Origin of the sequence: Actinacidiphila polyblastidii, assembly GCF_036353415.1 — a bacterium.
GTDB lineage: Bacteria > Actinomycetota > Actinomycetes > Streptomycetales > Streptomycetaceae > Actinacidiphila > Actinacidiphila polyblastidii.
In genome coordinates, this window is sequence record NZ_JAZEWV010000025.1 from 36,597 (window position 1) to 54,494 (window position 17,898).

Below are 17,898 nucleotides of genomic sequence, written 5' to 3' on the forward strand. Positions count from 1 at the left end.
CCGCCGCCCGGACAGGCGAACGCGGCGCTCGCCGACTCGGCGATTCGGCGCTCAGCATCGCTCCGCAACTCCGCACTCTGGAAAGGACACCGTCATGTCGGCACCGTTGCAGGACAAGACCGTGCTGGTGGTCGGCCGCGGCAGCGGCATCGCCCGCGCCGTCGTCGAGGCCGCGCGGGCGGCCGGTGCGCGCGTCGTCGCCGCCGGCCGGGACCTGGCGGCGCTCCAGGAGGGCTACCGGGGCACGGACGTGACCGCGAAGGCGGTCGACCTCACCGACGAGGACTCGATCGCCGCGCTGGCCGCCGACCTCGGCGGCGTCGACCACGTGGTCTCCACCGCCTCGGCCAGGGCCCGTGGGACGGTCGGCGAACTGACCCCCGAGGCGATCACCCTGTCCTTCCGGACCAAGGTGGTCGGGCCGATCATGCTCGCCAAGCACTTCGCGCCGAGGATGCCCGCCGACGGATCGTTCGTGCTGTTCTCCGGCGTCGCCGCCCTCGAACCCGACCCGGGCTTCCTCGCGGTCGCCGCGACCAACGGGTCGGTCAACACCGTGACCCGCTCACTCGCCGTGGAGCTCGCGCCGATCCGCGTCAACGCGATCTCCCCCGGCACCATCGACACCGGCGCGTGGGACGCGCTGGGCGCGGAGAAGAAGGCCGAGCTGTTCGGCCGCCTCTCCGCGGCCAACCCGTCGCGCCGCATCGGCACCCCGCAGGACGTCGCGCAGGCGGTCGTCTTCGCGCTGACCAACACCTTCATGACCGGCGTCTCCCTCGCCGTCGACGGCGGCCAGCCGCTGGTCTGAACACCTCCGCGCCGCCACCGGCTGCGCGGACCGCCTCAGCTGAGCAACGAGAGGTCGACCGCGTTCTCCAGCGCCTGCATGCCGGCCTCGTCGGGGTGGAGGTGGTCGCCGGAGTCGTAGGCGGGGGCGAGGGCGGTGGGATCGGCCGGGTCGGCGACGGCCCTGTCGAAGTCGACCACGCCGTCGAAGGCCCCGCTGGTGCGGAGGTGGCCGGCGTCCTGGTCGAGGTAGAACCGCCCCGGTGCGCCGAGCAGTTGGCAGCCGGGGTCGACGCTGAGGTCGGAACCGCTGGGGGCGGGCGAGAAGCTCCGACCTTTTCTCGGGGGCCGCCGCGAAGTCGTGCCGCGCCAGGCGCTGTTGTGCGGTGCTGTGCGCCGCTGTGCACTGCCGTGCGGGTTGACATGTACTCGGGCGTGACCCACCATATGTCACCATCCGAGTGAGTGAATCTGATCACTCAACCCCACAAATGAGCACATCTGAGCACAGCTTGGCAGGCGTCGAGCATCCACCGGTCGTGTCGACGCGCGTCTCCCATCCGTACGAAAAAGGCGGAGAACCCATGTCACGTCCCCGCGCAGGACTCCTGTGCGCCGCCGCGGCGGCCGCACTGGCCGTGATCGCCGGAGCACTGACCGCCGTGCCACCCGACGCGGCGGCCGCAGCGGCCACCTACACCGTCAGCGTCGGCGCGAAGGGGTCGTGGACCCATCCCGACGACACCCCGCCCAACCCGTACCTCGACAAGGACGGCACCTTCTGGTTCCAGGAGGCGCACTCCCTCTACGGCGCGGCCGACGGCCGCGCCTGGACCTTCTACTCCGGCGCCGACATGGACACCGCCACCCGCTCCGGCGTCAGCGACGCCGTCAACCCGGCCAACTCCAGCGACCGCAACGCCGACACCACCTGGCGCTGCAACAACAGTCCCACCGGGCTGGAGTCCAGCTACGCGCCCGCCGGCTCCGGCTACGCCCAGCGCAACTACTGCGACCTGTCGGGAGTGTGGGTCGACCCGGACACCGGCGACTGGTACGGGCTGGTCCACAACGAGTTCACCCCGCAGCCCTTCGGCGACGGCCTGCACTACGACGCGATCGACACCGCCCTCTCGACCGACCAGGGCCGCACCTGGACGATCAGAAGCCACGCCATCACCTCCCCGTACAGCACCAAGCGCGGCGACACCACCGCCTTCCCGCAGCAGACCTACTCCTACGGCGACGGCGACCAGCGGCTCTTCGCCGACCCCGCCTCGGGCTACTTCTACGTCTTCTACGGCGCGCGGCTGGTGGACAAGGGCGGCAGCTGGCGGGCGTTCTACGAGCACGCAGCCCGCGCCCCCATGTCGGGCAAGATGGCGGCCGGCAGCTGGCAGAAGTGGTACGACGGCTCCTGGTCGCAGCCCGGCGTGGGCGGCAAGGAGAGCACCATGATGCCGGTGACCGCCGCCGCGCCCACCGGCTACACCCCCGCGGCGTCGGAGTACAACCCGGCGAACACAGGCACCGTCGACCAGCAGATCGCCGCGGGGAAGACCCCGCCCACCTCACCGCTGTTCGTCATGGACATCACCTACGACGCCTACCTCGGCCTGTACATCGGTGAGCCCCAGGCGGTCGACCAGAGCGGCTCGGCGCCGCAGCAGTTCTACGCCACCGACAACCTCGCCACCCAGAAGTGGACGCTCATCGGCGACACCGGCAGCTACACCGACGCGTCGTGGTACCGCGCGTTCCTCGACAGCGCCACCAGGACCGGCTCCACCATCGTCGGCAGGAGCTTCCGCTCCTACTGCTCCTACGGCTGCTCGAACGGCGCCGGCTCGGAGTACCTCAACGTGACGATCGGCTCCTCCACGCCGGCCGCCGCGCCCTTCGACCCGGCGAAGACGTACCGCATCGGCTCCGGCGGCGGACGCGTGCTCGCCCAGGTCTCCGGCAGCGCCGCCACCACCTCGCTGGCGGCGGCCACCGGGTCCACCCTCGAAGCCTGGTCCTTCGCCGCGAACGGCGACGGCTCCTACCGCGTCGCCAACGCCGCCACCGGGCAGCTGCTGGGCGTCGCCGCCACCTCCAGCGCCACCCGCGCCTGGGGGACCGCGCCGACCGCCACCACGGCCCCGGCGGGCGGCCCCACCGTGGGACAGCAGTGGTTCGTCGTGCCCGGCAGGACCGCCGCCGGGGTGGCCGACGGCAGCTACCGGCTGGTCAACCGCTACAGCGGACTGGTGATCGGCCTGTCCGCCACGGCCGGCAGGCTCGCCGAGACCACCCCGGCCCGCTCCTGGACCAACACCACAGGCAACGCCGTCGGCGGCACACGCACCGCCGCCGACCAGACCCTCACCATGACCGCGGTCGGCTCCACCGCCGGCGGTCTCGACGGCGCCCACACCCTCAGCACCGGCGGCAAGGCGCTCGACGACCCCGACCACAGCCGCACCGCGGGCGACCAGCTCATCACCTGGACCGCCAACGGCGGCGCCAACCAGACCTGGCAGTTCACCCGCCAGGCCGACGGCTCCTACCAGCTCGTCAACGCCGAGTCGGGCCTGTGCGCCGACGTCAGCGGCGGCTCGACCGCGGCGGGCGCCCAGGTCATCCAGTACACCTGCACCGGCGGGAGCAACCAGCACTGGAACGTCACCCGCCTGGCGAGCGGCGCCGCCACCGTCGCGTCGGTGAAGAGCGGGCTGCTGCTCACCACCGCCTCCACCGCGGACGGCGCCCTGACGACCCAGCAGAAGGACACCGGCTCGCCGCTCCAGCAGTGGACGATCGGCTGACCCGGAGGCGCGCCGCCCTCGCCGCCCGGGGTCACCCGGACCTGAGCCGGTCCCGTTCGCGGGCGCGGTAGCCGATCAGGAAGGCGAGGGCGGCGGCGTAGACCTCCAGGACCACCGAGACGATGCCCCAGGGCTCGGCCCAGTCGCCGACGTCGTCGGAGAGCTGGGGGAAGGCGAAGAGCCGGGTCGCCGCGTACGCCAGCAGGGCCAGCACGCACAGCGCGCCGGCCCAGGCGACCGGCTCACGGCGGCCGGACAGGGCGACCGCCGCGGCCAGCGCGGCGGTCGCCACGGCGAACGCGGCGAACAGCGAGCCCATCCACGCGGCCTCGCGCAGATGCTCCTCCATCACCGGCAGATGCGCGGCGCCCGAGCCGAGCAGCAGCACGGCGAGAAGGAGCCGGAGCTGGAGGCCGCGGACGTCGTCGGGATCGGCGACTGCGGCCTCGCCGGGGGAGAGCGGTGATGTGGTCACGGTGTGGCTCCGCGCTGGTGCAGCATCTGGGTCATCTGGGCGATCTCGGCCTGCTGGCTGGTGACCATGGTCTGCGCCAGCCGGTCGACCTGTGCGTTGTCCGTCAGGTCGAGCGCCATCTGCGCCATCGCCACGCCTGCCCGGTGGTGCCTGACCATCAGCTGCAGGAACAGCACGTCCGCCTTCGCGGGCGCCAGCGTGCGCAGCCGGTTGACCTGGGCGGTGGTGGCCATGCCGGGCATCAGCCCGTCCGGGCCCAGCCGCATCATCGCCGGGTCCATCCCCGCGGGGACGCTCCCGCCGCCCCCGGCTCCCATGGACATGCCGTCGCCGCCCGCACGCATCCAGGCCATCGGCTGACCGGTACGGCCCAGCGGCAGCCGCCACGCGTCCAGCCAGCCCTGCATCTCGCCCATCTGGCTGGTCTGGGTGAGCGCGATGTCGGTCGCCAGGTAGCGCACGTCCGAGGAGCGCGTCCGGTCGTGCACGATCGTGGCCATCTCCACCGCCTGGGCGTGATGGTCGATCATGTCGCGGGCGAACCCGGCCGACACGGAGCTGCCCGAAGGGGCCTCCGGCCCGCCCGCCGCACGGCCGACGATCCCCGCGGTGACCAGGACGACGACGGCCGCCACGGCCACCACGAGGACCTGCACACCGCGGTGCAGGCCGGACGGTCGCCGTCCGGCCGCCGCCGGCGCATCCGCCGCGGACCGCCCGGCCTGCGCGGTCCGCTCGGTGGGCGGGACGCTCACCCGGGTCATCCCGTGGGGGTGCCCGTGCCGCCCGTGCACGGCGCGCCGGGCTCGGGGGTCTGCGGTCCCTGCTTGTACTTGGCGATGAACTCGGCCAGCCGCGGGTCGGTCGCCGACTGCAGCTTCAGCTGCTTGCCCCACGCGGAGGCGACCACGGGCGCGGGCAGGCCCGGGTAGGGGCTGAGGTCGAGGTAGGTCTGGCTGCCGACGGTCTTCTTCAGCGAGGCGACCTGGGCGGCGGGCAGATCCGGCTTGTACGTGATCCACACCGCGCCGTGCTCCATGTCGTGCACGGCGTTCTCGTTCGCGACGGGCTTGTCGTAGACGCCGCAGTTCAGCCAGACCGGGTTGTGGTTGCCGCCGACCGGCGGGGTCTGGGGGTACTTCACCTTCGTCGTCACGTGGTTGCGGGCGAGGTTGCCGTAGCTGACCACGCCGGCTATCGACCCGGACGACTTCTGCGACACCAGCAGCGCCGTCACGCCGCCGCCGAGAGCGATCACCGCCGCTCCCACACCGCCCCATATGTATATCGAGCGACGCCGCTGCCGCCGCTGCTCGACGGCGCGCTGCTCGGCTATCTTCCGCCGCCGGTCCTCCGCCGCCTGTGTCCTCGCGGCCTTGGCGGCCTTTCCGCTGGTCACCCGTTGCTCCTTCCAGGCGGAGGTACGCCGCCAAGACTGTCACTGCACGCAGGAGGAGCGTAGTCCACAGCAGGGTGACTGCACGATGCCCCGGTACCGGGACGACCGCCTGTCCCAGCCCCAACAAGGGCCCCGCCGTGCGGGGTTGGTCGGGCCGCGGCAGCGGCGGCGCCCGGTCGGGGCCGCCGGGGGCGGCCGGGCGGTCGCGGCGGGTGTCTCAGTCCTCGCGCGGACGGCTGCCGAACCGTGCCCACAGCGGCACCGCCACCCAGCACAGCACGAACCACAGCACCATCGCGCCGACCAGCCAGGCGGCGACCGCGTCCCGTGTCGCCAGCCGCAGCACCAGCAGCAGCGAGCTGGCCATCGTGCACAGCAGCAGCGCCAGACCGAGCAGGGTCAGGCGCGACGCCCACGCCACGGTCTCCGGCTTGAGCCTGCGGCCGGTGAGCAGCCGGTGTATCGCCACCGGGCTGACGAGCGCGCCGGTGGCCGCAGCGCCGAGCACCACCGTGACGACGTAGATGTGCCGGTCGGTGTCGGTCAGCCGGGTGAACCGCTGCTGGAAGACCACCGTGAGGAGGAAGCCGAAGAGGATCTGCACCCCGGTCTGGGTCACCCGAAGCTCCTGGAGGAGGTCGCCCCAGCGGCGGTCGGCCCGTTCCTCGGCGGTCTCGTGCCGCCCGAAGCCGGTCTCCCGCCGCTCACCACCGGCCGGCGGCTGCTCCCCTGGCATGCGCACTCCTTCGCTGCGGCTACGGGTCCTTCGGGTCGTTCAGCCGAACAGGGCGACCAGCTGGGCGATCATCCCCGCGACGACCAGGGCGACGACGCACATGATCAGGGTGATCGGCACCGGCCCCCAGCCGCGGCGCAGCGCCTGGCGCTCCGGGCCGTCGAGGTCCGACACGCCCGACTCGGCCGGCGGGGTCTGCCCCGGCCCCTGGACCGCGTCCTCGGGAACGCTCAGTCCTTCCTCCGCCACATGCCGAACGCCCGGCTCGGCGTGGGTCTGCACCATGGTCGTCCTCCTGTCTCGCGGCTCCCACCAGGTCTTCCACCAGTGTCGCGCAGGACGCCTACCCAGCGCGGGGGCCGCGAAGCGCGCGGCGCGCTCCGGTCCGCGGGCGGTCAGGCGGGCCGGTCCGCGGGCACGTCACCGTGCCAGGAGTGCCACAGCGCGGCATAGGCGCCGCCGGCCGCCACCAGCTCGTCGTGGCTGCCGACCTCGGTGAGCCGGCCGCCCTCCATGACCGCCACCCGGTCGGCGTCGTTCGCGGTGTGCAGCCGGTGGGCGATGGCGATGACCGTCCTTCCCTCCAGGACGCCGGCCAGCGCGCGTTCGGTGTGGCGGGCGGTCCGCGGGTCGAGCAGGGCGGTCGCCTCGTCGAGGATCAGCGTGTGCGGGTCGGCGAGGACCACCCGGGCCAGCGCCAGCTGCTGGGCCTGCGAGCCGTCCGGCCGGTGCCCCGCCGCGCCCAGCGGGGTGTCCAGCCCCTCGGGCAGCTCGCCCGCCCAGTCCGCCCCGACCGCGGCGAGCGCCGCCCACAGCTCCCGGTCGCCCGCCGCAGGCGCCGCGATCAGCAGGTTGTCCCGCACGGTGCCGAGGAACACGTGGTGCTCCTGGGTGACGAGCACGACCTGCCGGCGCAGCTGGTCCGGGCTGAGGTCGGCGATCGGGACGCGGCCCACCGTCACCGACCCCGCGTGCGGCGTGTCGATGCCGGCCAGCAGCCTGCCCAGGGTGGTCTTCCCGGCCCCCGACGGGCCGACGAGCGCCAGCCGCTCGCCCGGCCGCACGGTCAGGTCCACACCGCCCAGCACGTCGTGCACCCCGTCGTAGGAGAAGCGCACGCCGGCGACGTCGATCCGGTCGTCGACCGGCGTCGGGGCGGCGGCCGCGACCCCCTGCGCGGTGCCGGCCAGGCCCTCCACGCGGGCGAAGGACGCACCGCTGCTCTGCAACTGCTCGACCCGCATCAGGACGACGTCCAGCGGCCCCGACAACTGCCGCAGGTACAGCGCCGCAGCGACCACCGCGCCGAGGCTCATCGCGCCGTGCGCGTGCAGCGCCCCGCCGATCATCAGCACCCCGGCCACAGGCACCACGTAGGAGATCTCCACGGCCGGGAAGAACACGCTGCGCAGGCCGAGCGTCCGGGTCCTAGCGCGGCGGGAGACCTCGACGGCCTCCCGGCACGCCGCGATCCGCCGCTGCTCCAGCCCGAACGCCTCGACGGTACGGGCGCCGGTCGCGGTGGCGGCGAGGATCTCGGTGACCGCCGAGTTCGCCGCTCCCTCGTCGAGATACGCGGTACGCGCCCTGCGCAGGTACCAGCGCAGCGCGCTCCTGATGCCGGCCAGCCCGGCCAGGCCGCATCCGCCCAGCAGCGGGTTGAGCGTGAAGACCGCGCCGAGGATGAACAGCGCCTGGACCGAGGCGGTCAGCGCCTCGGGCGCCGCGTCCCGCAGCGTCGTGCCGACCATGGCGACGTCGGAGGTGCCGCGGGCCAGCAGGTCGCCCGTGCCGGCCCGTTCCACCACCGAGGCCGGCAGCGCCAGCGTCCGGTCGACGAACTGCTCGCGCACCCGGGCGAGCGTGCGCTCGCCGAAGCGGTGGCCGACGTAGCGGGCGTAACGGGACAGCATGATCTGCGCCACGGTGCACACCAGGATGCCGAGCGCCAGCCGGTCCACCGTGCCGGTGCCGCCGCCCGACTGCACCCGGTCGACGATCCGCCCCACCAGCCACGGGCCGACGAGTCCGGCGCCCGCGGCCAGCGCGTTGAGCGCGAGCATGGCGGCGAAGGCGCGGCGGTCCGCCCCGACCAGCCGCAGCGCGGCCCGGCGCACGGCGTCCGGCGCGGCGACGGGGAGCCTGCCGCTCATGTCACGGCCTCCTCGCAGGCCCGCGGACCGGCCGGCGGCGGGGCGTCCGTGCCCGCCCGTGCCTCCGGGCCCGACCGGGTGCCGGGTCCGCCGTCGTCCGGCGCGTCGTCGCCGTCGCCGCGGGCGACCAGCGCGCGGTAGCCGGGTTCCGCGGCGAGCAGGTCGCGGTGGCGTCCGGCGGCGGCGACCTTGCCGTCCACCAGGTGGAACACGGTGTCCGCGCGATCGAGCACCAGCGGGGAGGTACTGGTGACGACCGTGGTGCGGCCGGAGCGCGAGGCGCGCAGCCGGTCCGCGACGGCGGCCTCCGTGTGCGCGTCGAGCGCCGAGGTCGGCTCGACGGCGAGCAGCACCTCGGGGTCGGCGAGCAGCGCCCTGACCAGCCGGACGCGCTGCCGCTGGCCGCCGGAGAGGTTGCGGCCCTGGCCGTCGAGGACCGAGTCGAGCCCCTCCGGCAGCGCCGCCAAGACGTCCTCCGCGACGGCGGCGTGCACGGCCCGCACGATCGCCGGGTCGTCGCGGTCCCGGCGTCCCGAGACGACGTCGCGCAGCGGACCGGCGAACAGGTCGGCCGCGTTGTCCGCGACCACGATCCGGTCCCGTACCTGCGCCGCCGCGACGTCGCCGAGACGCACCGGCCCCCAGGTCACCGCCGACTCCTCGAACCCCCCGAGGCGGTCCACCACGGCGGCGGACTCCGCGGGCCGCGCGCTGACCAGCGCGGTGAGCCGCCCCGGCGCCACCTCGACACCCGAGACGGGATCCCGCAGGGCGGACGGCGACGCGGGCGCGTCGGCCGCCGACCGCCCGCCACGGGGGGCCGGTTCGAGGGACAGGAAGTCGGTGACCCTCCTGGCGGCGACCAGGCCGCGGATGATGTCGTAACCGCACTCGATGAACAGCGCGACGGGCGTCACCAGGACCGCCGCATAGCCGTAGACCGCCGCCAACTGGCCCACGGTGATGGTTCCCTGCGCCGCCATCCGCCCGGCGAGCCACGTCACCACGGCCAGGAACAGCGAGGGCAGGCCGACGCCGAGCGCCTGGACCCAGCTGGTCACCGCCCCGACCCGGTACCCCTGCGCGACCAGCGCCCCGGACTCGCGCCGGAACCCCTCGGCGTACAGCCCCTTGCCGCCCAGGCCGTTGAGCACCCGCAGGCCCCCCGCCAGGTCGCCGATACGGGCCGTCAGGCCGCCCTGCTGCGCCCGGTACGCGGTCTCGGTGCCCCGCAGCCGGCCGAGCAGCGGCCCGAGCGTCAGCGCGATGACCGGCACGCCCAGCAGCACCACCGCGGCGAGCGCGGGCGAGACCGCCAGCAGCAGCACCGCCACCAGGAGGTAGGCCACCGCCCCGCCGAACCCCGGTCCCGTCATGGTCAGGGACTGGCTGATCGCCTGGACGTCGGTGACCCCGATCGTGACGACCTCTCCGGCGTCCGCCTGGCGCGGCAGCGCGGCGCCCAGCCGCGTCGCGTGGTCGACCACGGCCTTGACGGTGCGGAAGGTGGCGTCCATCCGCAGCCTGGTCATCGTGCGGTGCCGCATGATGCTCACCCACGCGTTGAACCCGCCGAGCCCCAGCAGCACCGCGGTCCAGCCGCTCAGCGCGGCCATGTCGCCCGGCCTCAGCCCGTCGTCGATCGCGCGGGACAGCACGTACGGGGCGAGCGTCAGCAGCACCATCCACACGGTGCCGAGCAGCGCGCCCGTCGCGGCTCTGAGCCGCTGGCTGGACAGCAGCCACCACAGGTACCTGGCGGGGCTGCGGCGATCGGGCGTGCCCGGGTCCCCGTACGAGTCGATCATTCAACACACCTTCGGCTCCGCGACACCGGCCTGGCCACCATCCTGGCACCCTGGCAGAGCCGCACCACGGCGTGCCAGCCGATATTCGACGAGCCCGCGGGGGCGGGCGCGGAGGGTGGGCCTGCGGGGGCGGGTGGGCGTGCGGGGGCGGGCGCGGCACGCGGTTATCGTGGCTCCGGGGGAGGAGACACATGCTCGAGACGACGTTCAGCAGCGCGGGCCTGCCACCGCGGGAGCGGCTCGCGGCGACCGAGGCGCTCTTCGCCGCCAGTCCGCTGCCGATGCGGGTGGTCGCGGAGAGCGCCGCGGGCTTCGACGCCACGCTCCGGCAGCTGGACATCGCCGCGACGAAGCTGATGGAGCTGGCCGCCTCACCGTCGGCGTTCCTGCGCACCCCGCGGCTGATCGGCCGGAGCGATCCGGAGATGCTGTCGGTGCTGCTGGTCCTGGACGGTACGGCCCTGCTCAGCCAGGCCGGCCGGGACACCGTTTTCGCGCCGCACCAGGTCGGCCTCTACGACAGCTCGCGGCCCTTCCGCATCCAGCTGGGCGCGGGCAGGGCCGGGGAGGGTCTGGGCACCGCGATGGCGGTGCACGTGCCGCGGGCGCTGGTCGGCCTGCCGCTGCGCAGGCTGGACGTGCTGCTGGCCCGGCCTCTGGGCGCCGCCACCGGCTCGGGCTTCGGCGGGATGCTCGCCCAGTTGCTCACCGCCGTGGCCACCGGCTCCGGCGGCTACCGGCAGGCCGACGCCGGCCGGGTCGGCATCCTCACCCACGACCTGCTGACCGCACTGATCGCCCACCACCTGGACGCCGAGACCGCGGTGCCCGACGACTCGTACCACCGCACCCTGCTGCTGCGGATCGAGGCCTTCGCCCAGCGGCACCTGGCCGACCCCGACCTGACGCCGCGAACCATCGCCGCCGCCCACGGCATCTCCGTCGGCTCGCTGCACCGGCTGTTCACGGCGCGCGAGACCACCGTCGCGGCCTGGGTCCGCGGGCAGCGCCTGGAGCGTGCGCGGCAGGACCTCGCCGACCCCGCGCTGCGCCGCCTGCCGGTGCACCGGATCGCGGCCCGCTGGGGGTTCAGGGACCACGCCACCTTCACCCGCGCCTTCCGCTCCGCCTACGCGATGACCCCGAAGGACCACCGGGCGGCGGCCGCGGCCGAGCCGCACGCGGAACCGGAGGGGCCGCGGCGCAGCCCGGAGCGGTGACCGCGGCGGTGACGTGCCCGTCACGCACCGGCCGTGTGCCCGTTCCGCGTGTGTCCTGCGTGCGTCCGGCACCCGTCCCGCGTGCGTCCGGAACCCGTCCCGCGTGCGTCCGGCGCTCGTCCCCCGCGGACGCTGGTGCGGCGTCAGCGGAGCTGCTACAAACGGGTCCGCCGGCTGAATCGTTCCATCCCCGCTCGCGCACGCCGTGCCGGGCCGGGACCGCCACCTCCGGGGTGGGCCACGACGGGGTCCGGCCCCCGCATGGGGGCGGGGGCCGGACCCGCAGCGGGATCACGCCATAGGCTGGCGCCGTGCATCTGTGCTTCGTCTGCTCGGGAAACATCTGCCGGTCGCCTTCCGCCGCGCTGGTCGCCGCCGAGCGGCTGCGGGAAGCGGGCCTGGGCGATCGGGTCCGCGTCACCAGCGCCGGCATCGGCCCCTGGCACGTCGGCGAGTCCATCGACCGGCGCTCCGGCGAGGTGCTCGCCGCGCACGGCTACCCCGTCGAGCACGTCGCCGCCCAGGTCGGCGCCGAGCACCTGGACGCCGACCTGTTCCTGGCGATGGACCGCGGCCACGAGAAGGCGCTGCGCGCCCTGGTCGACGGCACCTCCCGGATCAGGCTGCTGCGCTCCTTCGACCCCGACGCCACCGGCGACCTGGACGTGCCGGACCCTTATTACGGCGGCCGGGCCGGGTTCGAGGAGGTGCTCGCGATGATCGAGGCGGCGACTCCCGGGCTGATCGCCTGGGTGCGCGAGCGCCTGCAGGCATGACGCGGCGCGCGGCGGGCCGCCAGGACCCGGCGGGCGGCGAGTCCGCGCAGGCCGCGGCGGCCCGAGTGACCGGACGGGCGGTGAGCGGCGGCCGCACGCTCTCCGGAGCGCTCACCGCGGCCGTGCTGGACGACGGGACGCCGTTGATGGTCAAGCGCGGCGACCGCCGCGGCGCCGTGCGGGCGGAAGCCGCCGGACTGCGGTGGCTCGCCGCCGCCGGGACGGTGCCGGTGCCCGCGGTGCGCGGGCAGGACGAACGGTGGCTGGTCACCGACCGGATCGCGACCGGGCAGCCTAGCCCCGGGGCCGCCGAGCGGTTCGGCCGCGGCCTCGCCGCCCTGCACGCCGCGGGCGCCCCCGCGTTCGGGGCGCCACCGCCCGGAGGTCCGGTCGAGGCGTACATCGGCTCCGCCCCGATGCGCAACGCCACCGGCCCCGACTGGCCCCGCTGGTACGCCGAGCACCGGGTGCTGCCGTACCTGCGGCGCGCGGTCGGCGACGGGACGATCCGGCCGGCCGAGGCGGCGGTGGTCGAGCGGGTCTGCGACCGGCTGCCCGCCCTGGCAGGTCCCGCGGAGCCGCCGGCCCGGCTGCACGGCGACCTGTGGAGCGGCAACGTGGTGTGGGGCGCCGACGGCGTGGCCTGGCTGATCGACCCGGCCGCGCACGGCGGCCACCGCGAGACCGACCTGGCCATGCTCCGGCTGTTCGGCTGCCCCCACCTGGACCGGGTGCTCGCCGCCTACCGCGAGACGGCGCCGCCGGCCGACGGCTGGACCGCCCGCGTCCCGCTGCACCAGCTCTTCCCGCTGCTGGTGCACACCGTGCTCTTCGGCCGGGGCTACGCCGAGCAGGCCCTCGCGGCGGCCCGCGCGGCCCTGTCGGCGTAGGAAGGGCAGGAGACCGGCGTCGGCCGACCGGTGGCGCGGCCGACCCGGTGGCAGCCCGTCAGCCGGCTGCCGTCGCGGCCCTCAGCTCGACGAGCGACTCGCGTACGAAATAGGTCAGTTCGCGCTCGTCGGGGTCGTCGAGCCAGCGCTCGAAGGCGATCTTGAAGACCGCGATGCCGGCCTCGGCGACCAGGCTCGCCGCCGGTTCCCGTACGCCGCGGTCGTGCAGGGCGGCGGCGAGCGCGGCGGAGAGCGAGGCCAGTTTGATCAGCTCGCGTTCGCGCAGGTTCGGGTTGGAGGTGACGACGGCCTGGCGCCGCAGCGCGTACGGGCGGCGGTCGCGGAAGAACTCCCCGACGGTGTCGAGCGCCGCGGCCATGGCGTCGATCGGCGCCGCGGTGTCGGGAGCCCCGGCGAGCGCGCCGGTGAACAGGTCCTGCAGGGCGACGGAGCCGGAGAAGAGCACCTCGCGCTTGTCGGCGTAGTGCCGGAAGAACGTCCGCTCGGTGAGCCCGGCCCGCTCGGCGATCGCCGCGACGGTCGTCTGCTCGAACCCGCGCTCGCCGTAGAGCTCCATCGCCGCCTGTTCGAGCCGCTCGCGCGCGTTGGGCTGCCATCGACTCATGCCCGCGATCCTACGTGATGGCAGGCGCTGACATCGAGTGCTACGTTTGATGACAGCAACTGACATCGCTCGGCTCGTACCGCGCCGCACCGGCGGGGCGAACCGGGTCGACCGCTAGGAGTCCTCCTCATGCGTGTATTCGTCACCGGCGCGTCCGGCTGGATCGGTTCCGCCGTGGTGCCCGAACTCATCGGGGCCGGTCACGAGGTGGTCGGGCTGGCCCGCTCGGACGCCTCCGCCGACGCCCTCGTCGCGGCCGGCGCGGACGTCCGCCGCGGCACCGTCGACGACCTGGACGTGCTGCGGAGCGCGGCCGCCGCCTCGGACGGCGTGATCCACCTCGCGTTCAAGCACGACCTCGCCTTCTCCGGCGACTTCCAGGGCGCTGCGGACGCCGACCGCCGCGCCGTCGAGACCTTCGGCGAGGTGCTGGCCGGGTCCGATCGGCCGTTCGTCATCGCCTCCGGCCTGCTCGGCGTGCTGCCCGGCGCCGTCGCCACCGAACGCGACGGCCACGGCGACGGCGCGGCCCTGCCCATCGCCGGCCCCGAGACCCGCCGCGGCACCGCGGAGGTGACGCTCGCGCTCGCCGACCGGGGTGTGCGCTCCGCGGCGCTGCGCCTCCCGCCGACCGTGCACGGCGACGGCGACGGCGGCTTCGTCCCGGCGCTGATCGCGGTCGCCCGCGCCAAGGGCGTGGCCGGCTACGTCGCGGACGGGTCCAACCGGTGGCCCGCCGTGCACCGCGACGACGCCGCGCGCCTCTTCCGGCTGGCGCTGGAGAAGGCCCCGGCGGGCTCCACGCTGCACGCGACCGGCGACGACGGCGTGCCGATCCGGTCCGTCGCCGAGGTGATCGGCCGTCACCTCGGCCTCCCGGTCGCGTCGGTGGCGCCGCAGGACGCGGCCGGGCACTTCGGCTGGCTCGGCGGGTTCATCGGCGCCGACAGCCCCGCGTCCAGCGAGCTGACCCGCGAGCTGCTGGGATGGCAGCCGACCGGCCCCGGCCTGCTGGACGACCTGGAGAAGGGCCACTACTTCCACTGACCGGCCGGCCATGGCCCGCGGCCTGTCCGGGCCGGCCGGTCCGCCGGCCCGGAGGCGACCGCGGTGTGGGTCGTTCCCCCGGGCGCCCGGGGGAGGGTCATGCCACCTTGAGGGTGCCCATCATGAACTGGTGGATGCTGCAGATGTAGTCGTACGTGCCGGGCTTGCCCGGCGCGGTGAAGGTCGCCGTCCTGCCGGGCGGGACGTCGCCGGTGTCGAACAGTTTGCCGGTGGTGGCCGTCACGGTGTGGGTGGTCGTGTCCTGGTTGGTCACGGTGACCTTCGCGCCGGGGCTCACCGCGAGGGTGGCCGGCACGAACGTGAAGTTCTTGATGCTGATCCGTGCGGCGCTGCCGACGGTGGCGGACCCGGACGCCGAGGCGGACCCCGAGGTGGCCGCCGGAGTCGAGGTGGCGGAGGCCCCGCCCGAGCCGGACGAGGAGGAGCAGGCGCTCAGGGCGAGGAGCGCGGCGGTGGCCGTGAGGCCTGCGGCCGTACGGCGCCGGCGGGTGGTGGTGCGGTCGGTCATGAGGGATCCCGGTTCGGGAGGGCGGCGGCCGCCGCGGGGTGGCGTTCGGCCGGTGCGGGACGGTTCGGGAGCGCCGGGCGCGGGCTCGCGCGGTGCGTCGGCGCCGCCTGCGGGCGGCAGCCAGGTGGCCGCCCTGCGCGTGCGGGCGGCGCACCGGGCTGCCGCGCCCGGGTCCCGGCGGTTTCGTGCGGCGGGGTCAGACGGTCAGGAGCGCGGGGCTGGCCGCCTTGTCGGTCGGCAGGAAGTCGTCCGGCACCGGGTACTGGCCGAGGATGAAGTGGAGGATCGCCGCGTGCATCGCCTCGACCGGCGCGATGCTGGCGGCGGTGGCGATGCCGGCCGCGGCCTTCACGTTGGAGGTCGCGAAGAGGTAGGTCTGCGCGGCCTGGTCCTCCAGTTGCAGCGCCAGCTTCGCGACGTCGGTGTAGTTCTTGGCCTTGCCCAGGGCCGCGAGGGTGGCGGGCTGGTTGGACAGCGGCACGTTGTGGATCGCCGGCTTTCCGGCCGCGGTCAGGACCGAGTTCCACGCCTTGGCGTGGTCGGCGTGCTGCGCCATCGCGGTGGTCACGAAGGTGGCCACCGCCGGCGGGACCGTACCGAGCTTTCCGGCCTTGGCCGCGTTCAGCGTGGCCTGATAGGCGCCGACCGCCTGGTTCTCCAGCGCCACCGCGAGTGCGACGACCTGGAGGTCGCCGGTGTACTGCCCGGTGGACGAGGCCGATGCGGACGCCGAACTCGACGGCGCCGCGCCGACGCCCTTCGTCGACGACGCCGAGTTGCTCTTGCCGTCGTTGGAGCACGCGGCCAGTACCAGGCCGGCGGCCAGTCCGCCGGCGCCCAGCAGGAGGCGGCGGCGGTCCGGGTGCTGTGCGCGGTCGCGGGCGTCGCCCTGCCCGGAGCGGATGTCCTCGGCCAGGTCCGCCGCGTTGGCGCGCATGGCCGGCAGGGTGTCGCGGTGCGCGGTCTCCAGGTCGCGGGTGAGCCGGGAGAGCTGGTCTTCGCTGATCGGCAGGTGCCGGCCCTCGCGTGCGGTGGTCACTTCACGGCCCCCTCGGAGATCGGCGATGCGTTCGTGGTCGGGTAGAAGGCGTTGGGGAACCCGACGCTCCCTGCGGCCGCCGGGAGCTTGGCGACGTCGGTGGGGATGGCGATCAGGTTCGCCATGTTCCCGGCGAGCAGGGCCTGCACGGCCAGCAGCGTGGCGCGGTGCTGGGCCTCCACCGGCGCCACCGAGGCGAACAGCTTGCGCAGTTGGGCGCTGCTGACCTGGCTGACGTTCTTGGTGTACGTCTGCGCCGCCACGTCCTCCAGGGTGAGGGCCAGCTTGACGACGTCCGCCGTGTTCTTGATCGACGGCAGGGTCTTCTTGACGACCGCGGCGTACTTGGGGTCGGGCGCGTTCTGCGCCTTGCCGCCGGCCTGGGTGACCGCGGCGTTGAACGCCTTCGCGTGCGCCTGGTGCTGCGTGGTCGTCTTCGCGATGAACTCCGCGATCGTCTTGTTGCCGTTCTTGATGAACGACAGCCCCGACGCCGTCTGGTACACGCTGATCGCGAGGTTCTCGATCGACGCCGCGGTCTGCAGCGCCATGATGTCGGTGCTCGACGCGGCGGCGGCAGCGGTACGTGTGGAGGCCAGGCCGACGGCGCCTGCCGCCGCGGCCATCGTGCTCCCGCGTCGCCACCAGTGCCGCGGCTGCGGCCCCGTGGCCGCGGTGAAGTCGCTCAGCGCGTCGCGGGTGATCCGCACGGCGTCGCTGTTGAGGTCCTGTGACTGCTCGCTCAGCTCTTCGAGCAGTCGGGTGTCGATGTCCACTACGCCGATCACGCCCCATCTCTCCGGCCGCCCACTCGGTCCGCGGGCGCGCCACTCCACCTTCGTGACGGCCGGCGGCACCGATTGGCCGCAACACGAATGCCGCAGCAAATGTCACTCTCCAGGACGAAGGGCGCAGTGGAATCCGGACGGGCGTTCGGGCGCAACGAGCGGGTGGACGACGGACCGGCCGGGCCCCTGCCCGGCCGCCGCGCCGCCGCCCTGCCCGCCGCACCGAGGTCCCCTCGCGACGTCCGGGCGGGGCGGCGGCGCGGACCTTAGTGCAGTGACCGGTTGTGCCGGTGGAAAATGCCAGAAATACCCCTTGCCCGGTTGCACGGTGCGTAACTTCTCCGTCACCCGCTGAGCTGCGACGGCTCAACCGGGCCTGCGCCGAGGGGAGTCGTGTGTCCGGGATCGACGAGTGCCTGCTCGAAGCCATGACGCTGCCGGGGGCCAGAGGCGCCGCCCTGGTGGAGTGGATCAGCGGACTGGCTCTCGGCAGGATCGGCGAGGTGCCGGACGGCGACCACGAGACGACGGCCGCGCAGACCGCCGAGTTCGCCCGCTGCGCCGCCGAGCACCCGGTGTTCACCCGGGGCGGGCACGACCCGGCGCAGGACGGTCCGGCCGACGCGGCGAAGGGCCCGCAGATCGAGGACGTCATCGTCGTCTCCCACGGCGGCTACCACCTGCTGCGGTTCCTCGAAGCGCCGTACGAGGGAGGGGTGTTCCTGCACCTGTGGCTCGACCGCACGCACGCGAACCTGGCGCTGGCCCTGATCCGGCTGCGCGACCTCGCGGAGCGGCTGGTGCTGGAGTGAGC

The 17,898-nt window shown here is 74.4% G+C and carries 19 protein-coding genes; 7 read left to right on the forward strand and 12 right to left on the reverse strand.

Annotation, left to right across the window (positions count from 1 at the left end):
• Positions 1–94: 94 nt before the first annotated feature.
• Complete coding sequence (locus V2S66_RS24555; protein WP_330798484.1) at positions 95–811, forward strand: SDR family oxidoreductase; 717 nt, start codon at positions 95–97, stop codon at positions 809–811.
• 35 nt (positions 812–846) lie between these two features.
• On the opposite strand, the gene V2S66_RS24560 is transcribed toward V2S66_RS24555, so the two are convergent.
• Entirely contained in the window at positions 847–1,236 is a 390-nt protein-coding gene (locus V2S66_RS24560; RefSeq protein WP_330798583.1) for an SGNH/GDSL hydrolase family protein, read from the reverse strand.
• Between the two features lie 137 nt (positions 1,237–1,373).
• On the opposite strand from V2S66_RS24560, the gene V2S66_RS24565 reads away from it, so the two are divergent.
• A complete protein-coding gene (locus V2S66_RS24565) occupies positions 1,374–3,599 on the forward strand; it encodes an RICIN domain-containing protein (RefSeq protein WP_330798485.1) in 2,226 nt (741 codons plus the stop codon).
• Positions 3,600–3,630: 31 nt separating this feature from the next.
• On the opposite strand, the gene V2S66_RS24570 is transcribed toward V2S66_RS24565, so the two are convergent.
• The 7 genes from V2S66_RS24570 to V2S66_RS24600 all read right to left on the reverse strand — a co-directional run bounded on the left by V2S66_RS24570 (position 3,631) and on the right by V2S66_RS24600 (position 10,170).
• Positions 3,631–4,074 (reverse strand): hypothetical protein, encoded by a 444-nt coding sequence (locus tag V2S66_RS24570; protein ID WP_330798487.1) that lies wholly within the window; start codon positions 4,072–4,074, stop codon positions 3,631–3,633.
• Entirely contained in the window at positions 4,071–4,829 is a 759-nt protein-coding gene (locus V2S66_RS24575; protein ID WP_330798489.1) for a DUF305 domain-containing protein, read from the reverse strand. The genes V2S66_RS24570 and V2S66_RS24575 overlap by 4 nt, the downstream gene beginning before the upstream one ends.
• Positions 4,830–4,834: 5 nt before the next feature.
• Positions 4,835–5,473: a DUF3105 domain-containing protein gene (locus tag V2S66_RS24580; protein WP_330798490.1), complete on the reverse strand. Its 639-nt coding sequence runs from the start codon at positions 5,471–5,473 to the stop codon at positions 4,835–4,837.
• A 217-nt stretch (positions 5,474–5,690) separates the two neighbouring features.
• Positions 5,691–6,209, reverse strand: coding sequence for a DUF6328 family protein (locus V2S66_RS24585; protein WP_330798492.1), 519 nt, complete (start codon positions 6,207–6,209; stop codon positions 5,691–5,693).
• Between the two features lie 39 nt (positions 6,210–6,248).
• Complete coding sequence (locus tag V2S66_RS24590) at positions 6,249–6,494, reverse strand: DUF6480 family protein (RefSeq protein WP_330798493.1); 246 nt, start codon at positions 6,492–6,494, stop codon at positions 6,249–6,251.
• A 110-nt stretch (positions 6,495–6,604) separates the two neighbouring features.
• Positions 6,605–8,362 carry an ABC transporter ATP-binding protein gene (locus tag V2S66_RS24595; RefSeq protein ID WP_330798494.1) on the reverse strand — a complete coding sequence of 586 codons (1,758 nt, stop codon included), beginning with the start codon at positions 8,360–8,362 and terminating at the stop codon, positions 6,605–6,607.
• Positions 8,359–10,170, reverse strand: a complete 1,812-nt coding sequence (locus V2S66_RS24600; RefSeq protein WP_330798496.1) for an ABC transporter ATP-binding protein — start codon at positions 10,168–10,170, stop codon at positions 8,359–8,361. Before V2S66_RS24600 ends, V2S66_RS24595 begins: the two co-directional genes overlap by 4 nt.
• A 191-nt stretch (positions 10,171–10,361) precedes the next feature.
• Here V2S66_RS24600 and V2S66_RS24605 point away from each other — a divergent pair, with 191 nt between their 5' ends.
• The 3 genes from V2S66_RS24605 (at position 10,362) to V2S66_RS24615 (ending at position 13,056) form a co-directional block, all read left to right on the forward strand.
• Positions 10,362–11,390, forward strand: coding sequence for a helix-turn-helix domain-containing protein (locus tag V2S66_RS24605; protein WP_330798497.1), 1,029 nt, complete (start codon positions 10,362–10,364; stop codon positions 11,388–11,390).
• Between the two features lie 311 nt (positions 11,391–11,701).
• Complete coding sequence (locus tag V2S66_RS24610) at positions 11,702–12,166, forward strand: low molecular weight protein-tyrosine-phosphatase (protein WP_330798499.1); 465 nt, start codon at positions 11,702–11,704, stop codon at positions 12,164–12,166.
• On the forward strand, positions 12,163–13,056 hold the full coding sequence (locus V2S66_RS24615; RefSeq protein ID WP_330798500.1) for a fructosamine kinase family protein: 894 nt from the start codon (positions 12,163–12,165) through the stop codon (positions 13,054–13,056). Before V2S66_RS24610 ends, V2S66_RS24615 begins: the two co-directional genes overlap by 4 nt.
• Before the next feature lie 58 nt (positions 13,057–13,114).
• Here V2S66_RS24615 and V2S66_RS24620 read toward each other — a convergent pair whose 3' ends face one another.
• On the reverse strand, positions 13,115–13,681 hold the full coding sequence (locus tag V2S66_RS24620; RefSeq protein WP_330798502.1) for a TetR family transcriptional regulator: 567 nt from the start codon (positions 13,679–13,681) through the stop codon (positions 13,115–13,117).
• Positions 13,682–13,810: 129 nt separating this feature from the next.
• Here V2S66_RS24620 and V2S66_RS24625 point away from each other — a divergent pair, with 129 nt between their 5' ends.
• Positions 13,811–14,728, forward strand: a complete 918-nt coding sequence (locus V2S66_RS24625; RefSeq protein ID WP_330798504.1) for an SDR family oxidoreductase — start codon at positions 13,811–13,813, stop codon at positions 14,726–14,728.
• A gap of 97 nt (positions 14,729–14,825) precedes the next feature.
• On the opposite strand, the gene V2S66_RS24630 is transcribed toward V2S66_RS24625, so the two are convergent.
• From V2S66_RS24630 to V2S66_RS24640, 3 genes are all read right to left on the reverse strand, one after another.
• Positions 14,826–15,257: a cupredoxin domain-containing protein gene (locus tag V2S66_RS24630; RefSeq protein WP_330798505.1), complete on the reverse strand. Its 432-nt coding sequence runs from the start codon at positions 15,255–15,257 to the stop codon at positions 14,826–14,828.
• A 196-nt stretch (positions 15,258–15,453) separates the two neighbouring features.
• Entirely contained in the window at positions 15,454–16,296 is an 843-nt protein-coding gene (locus V2S66_RS24635) for a ferritin-like domain-containing protein (protein ID WP_330798507.1), read from the reverse strand.
• Positions 16,293–17,084 (reverse strand): ferritin-like domain-containing protein, encoded by a 792-nt coding sequence (locus V2S66_RS24640; RefSeq protein ID WP_330798509.1) that lies wholly within the window; start codon positions 17,082–17,084, stop codon positions 16,293–16,295. Before V2S66_RS24640 ends, V2S66_RS24635 begins: the two co-directional genes overlap by 4 nt.
• A gap of 395 nt (positions 17,085–17,479) precedes the next feature.
• Between V2S66_RS24640 and V2S66_RS24645 the strand changes: the two genes are divergently transcribed.
• Positions 17,480–17,896, forward strand: a complete 417-nt coding sequence (locus V2S66_RS24645) for a hypothetical protein (RefSeq protein ID WP_330798511.1) — start codon at positions 17,480–17,482, stop codon at positions 17,894–17,896.
• Positions 17,897–17,898: the final 2 nt, after the last annotated feature.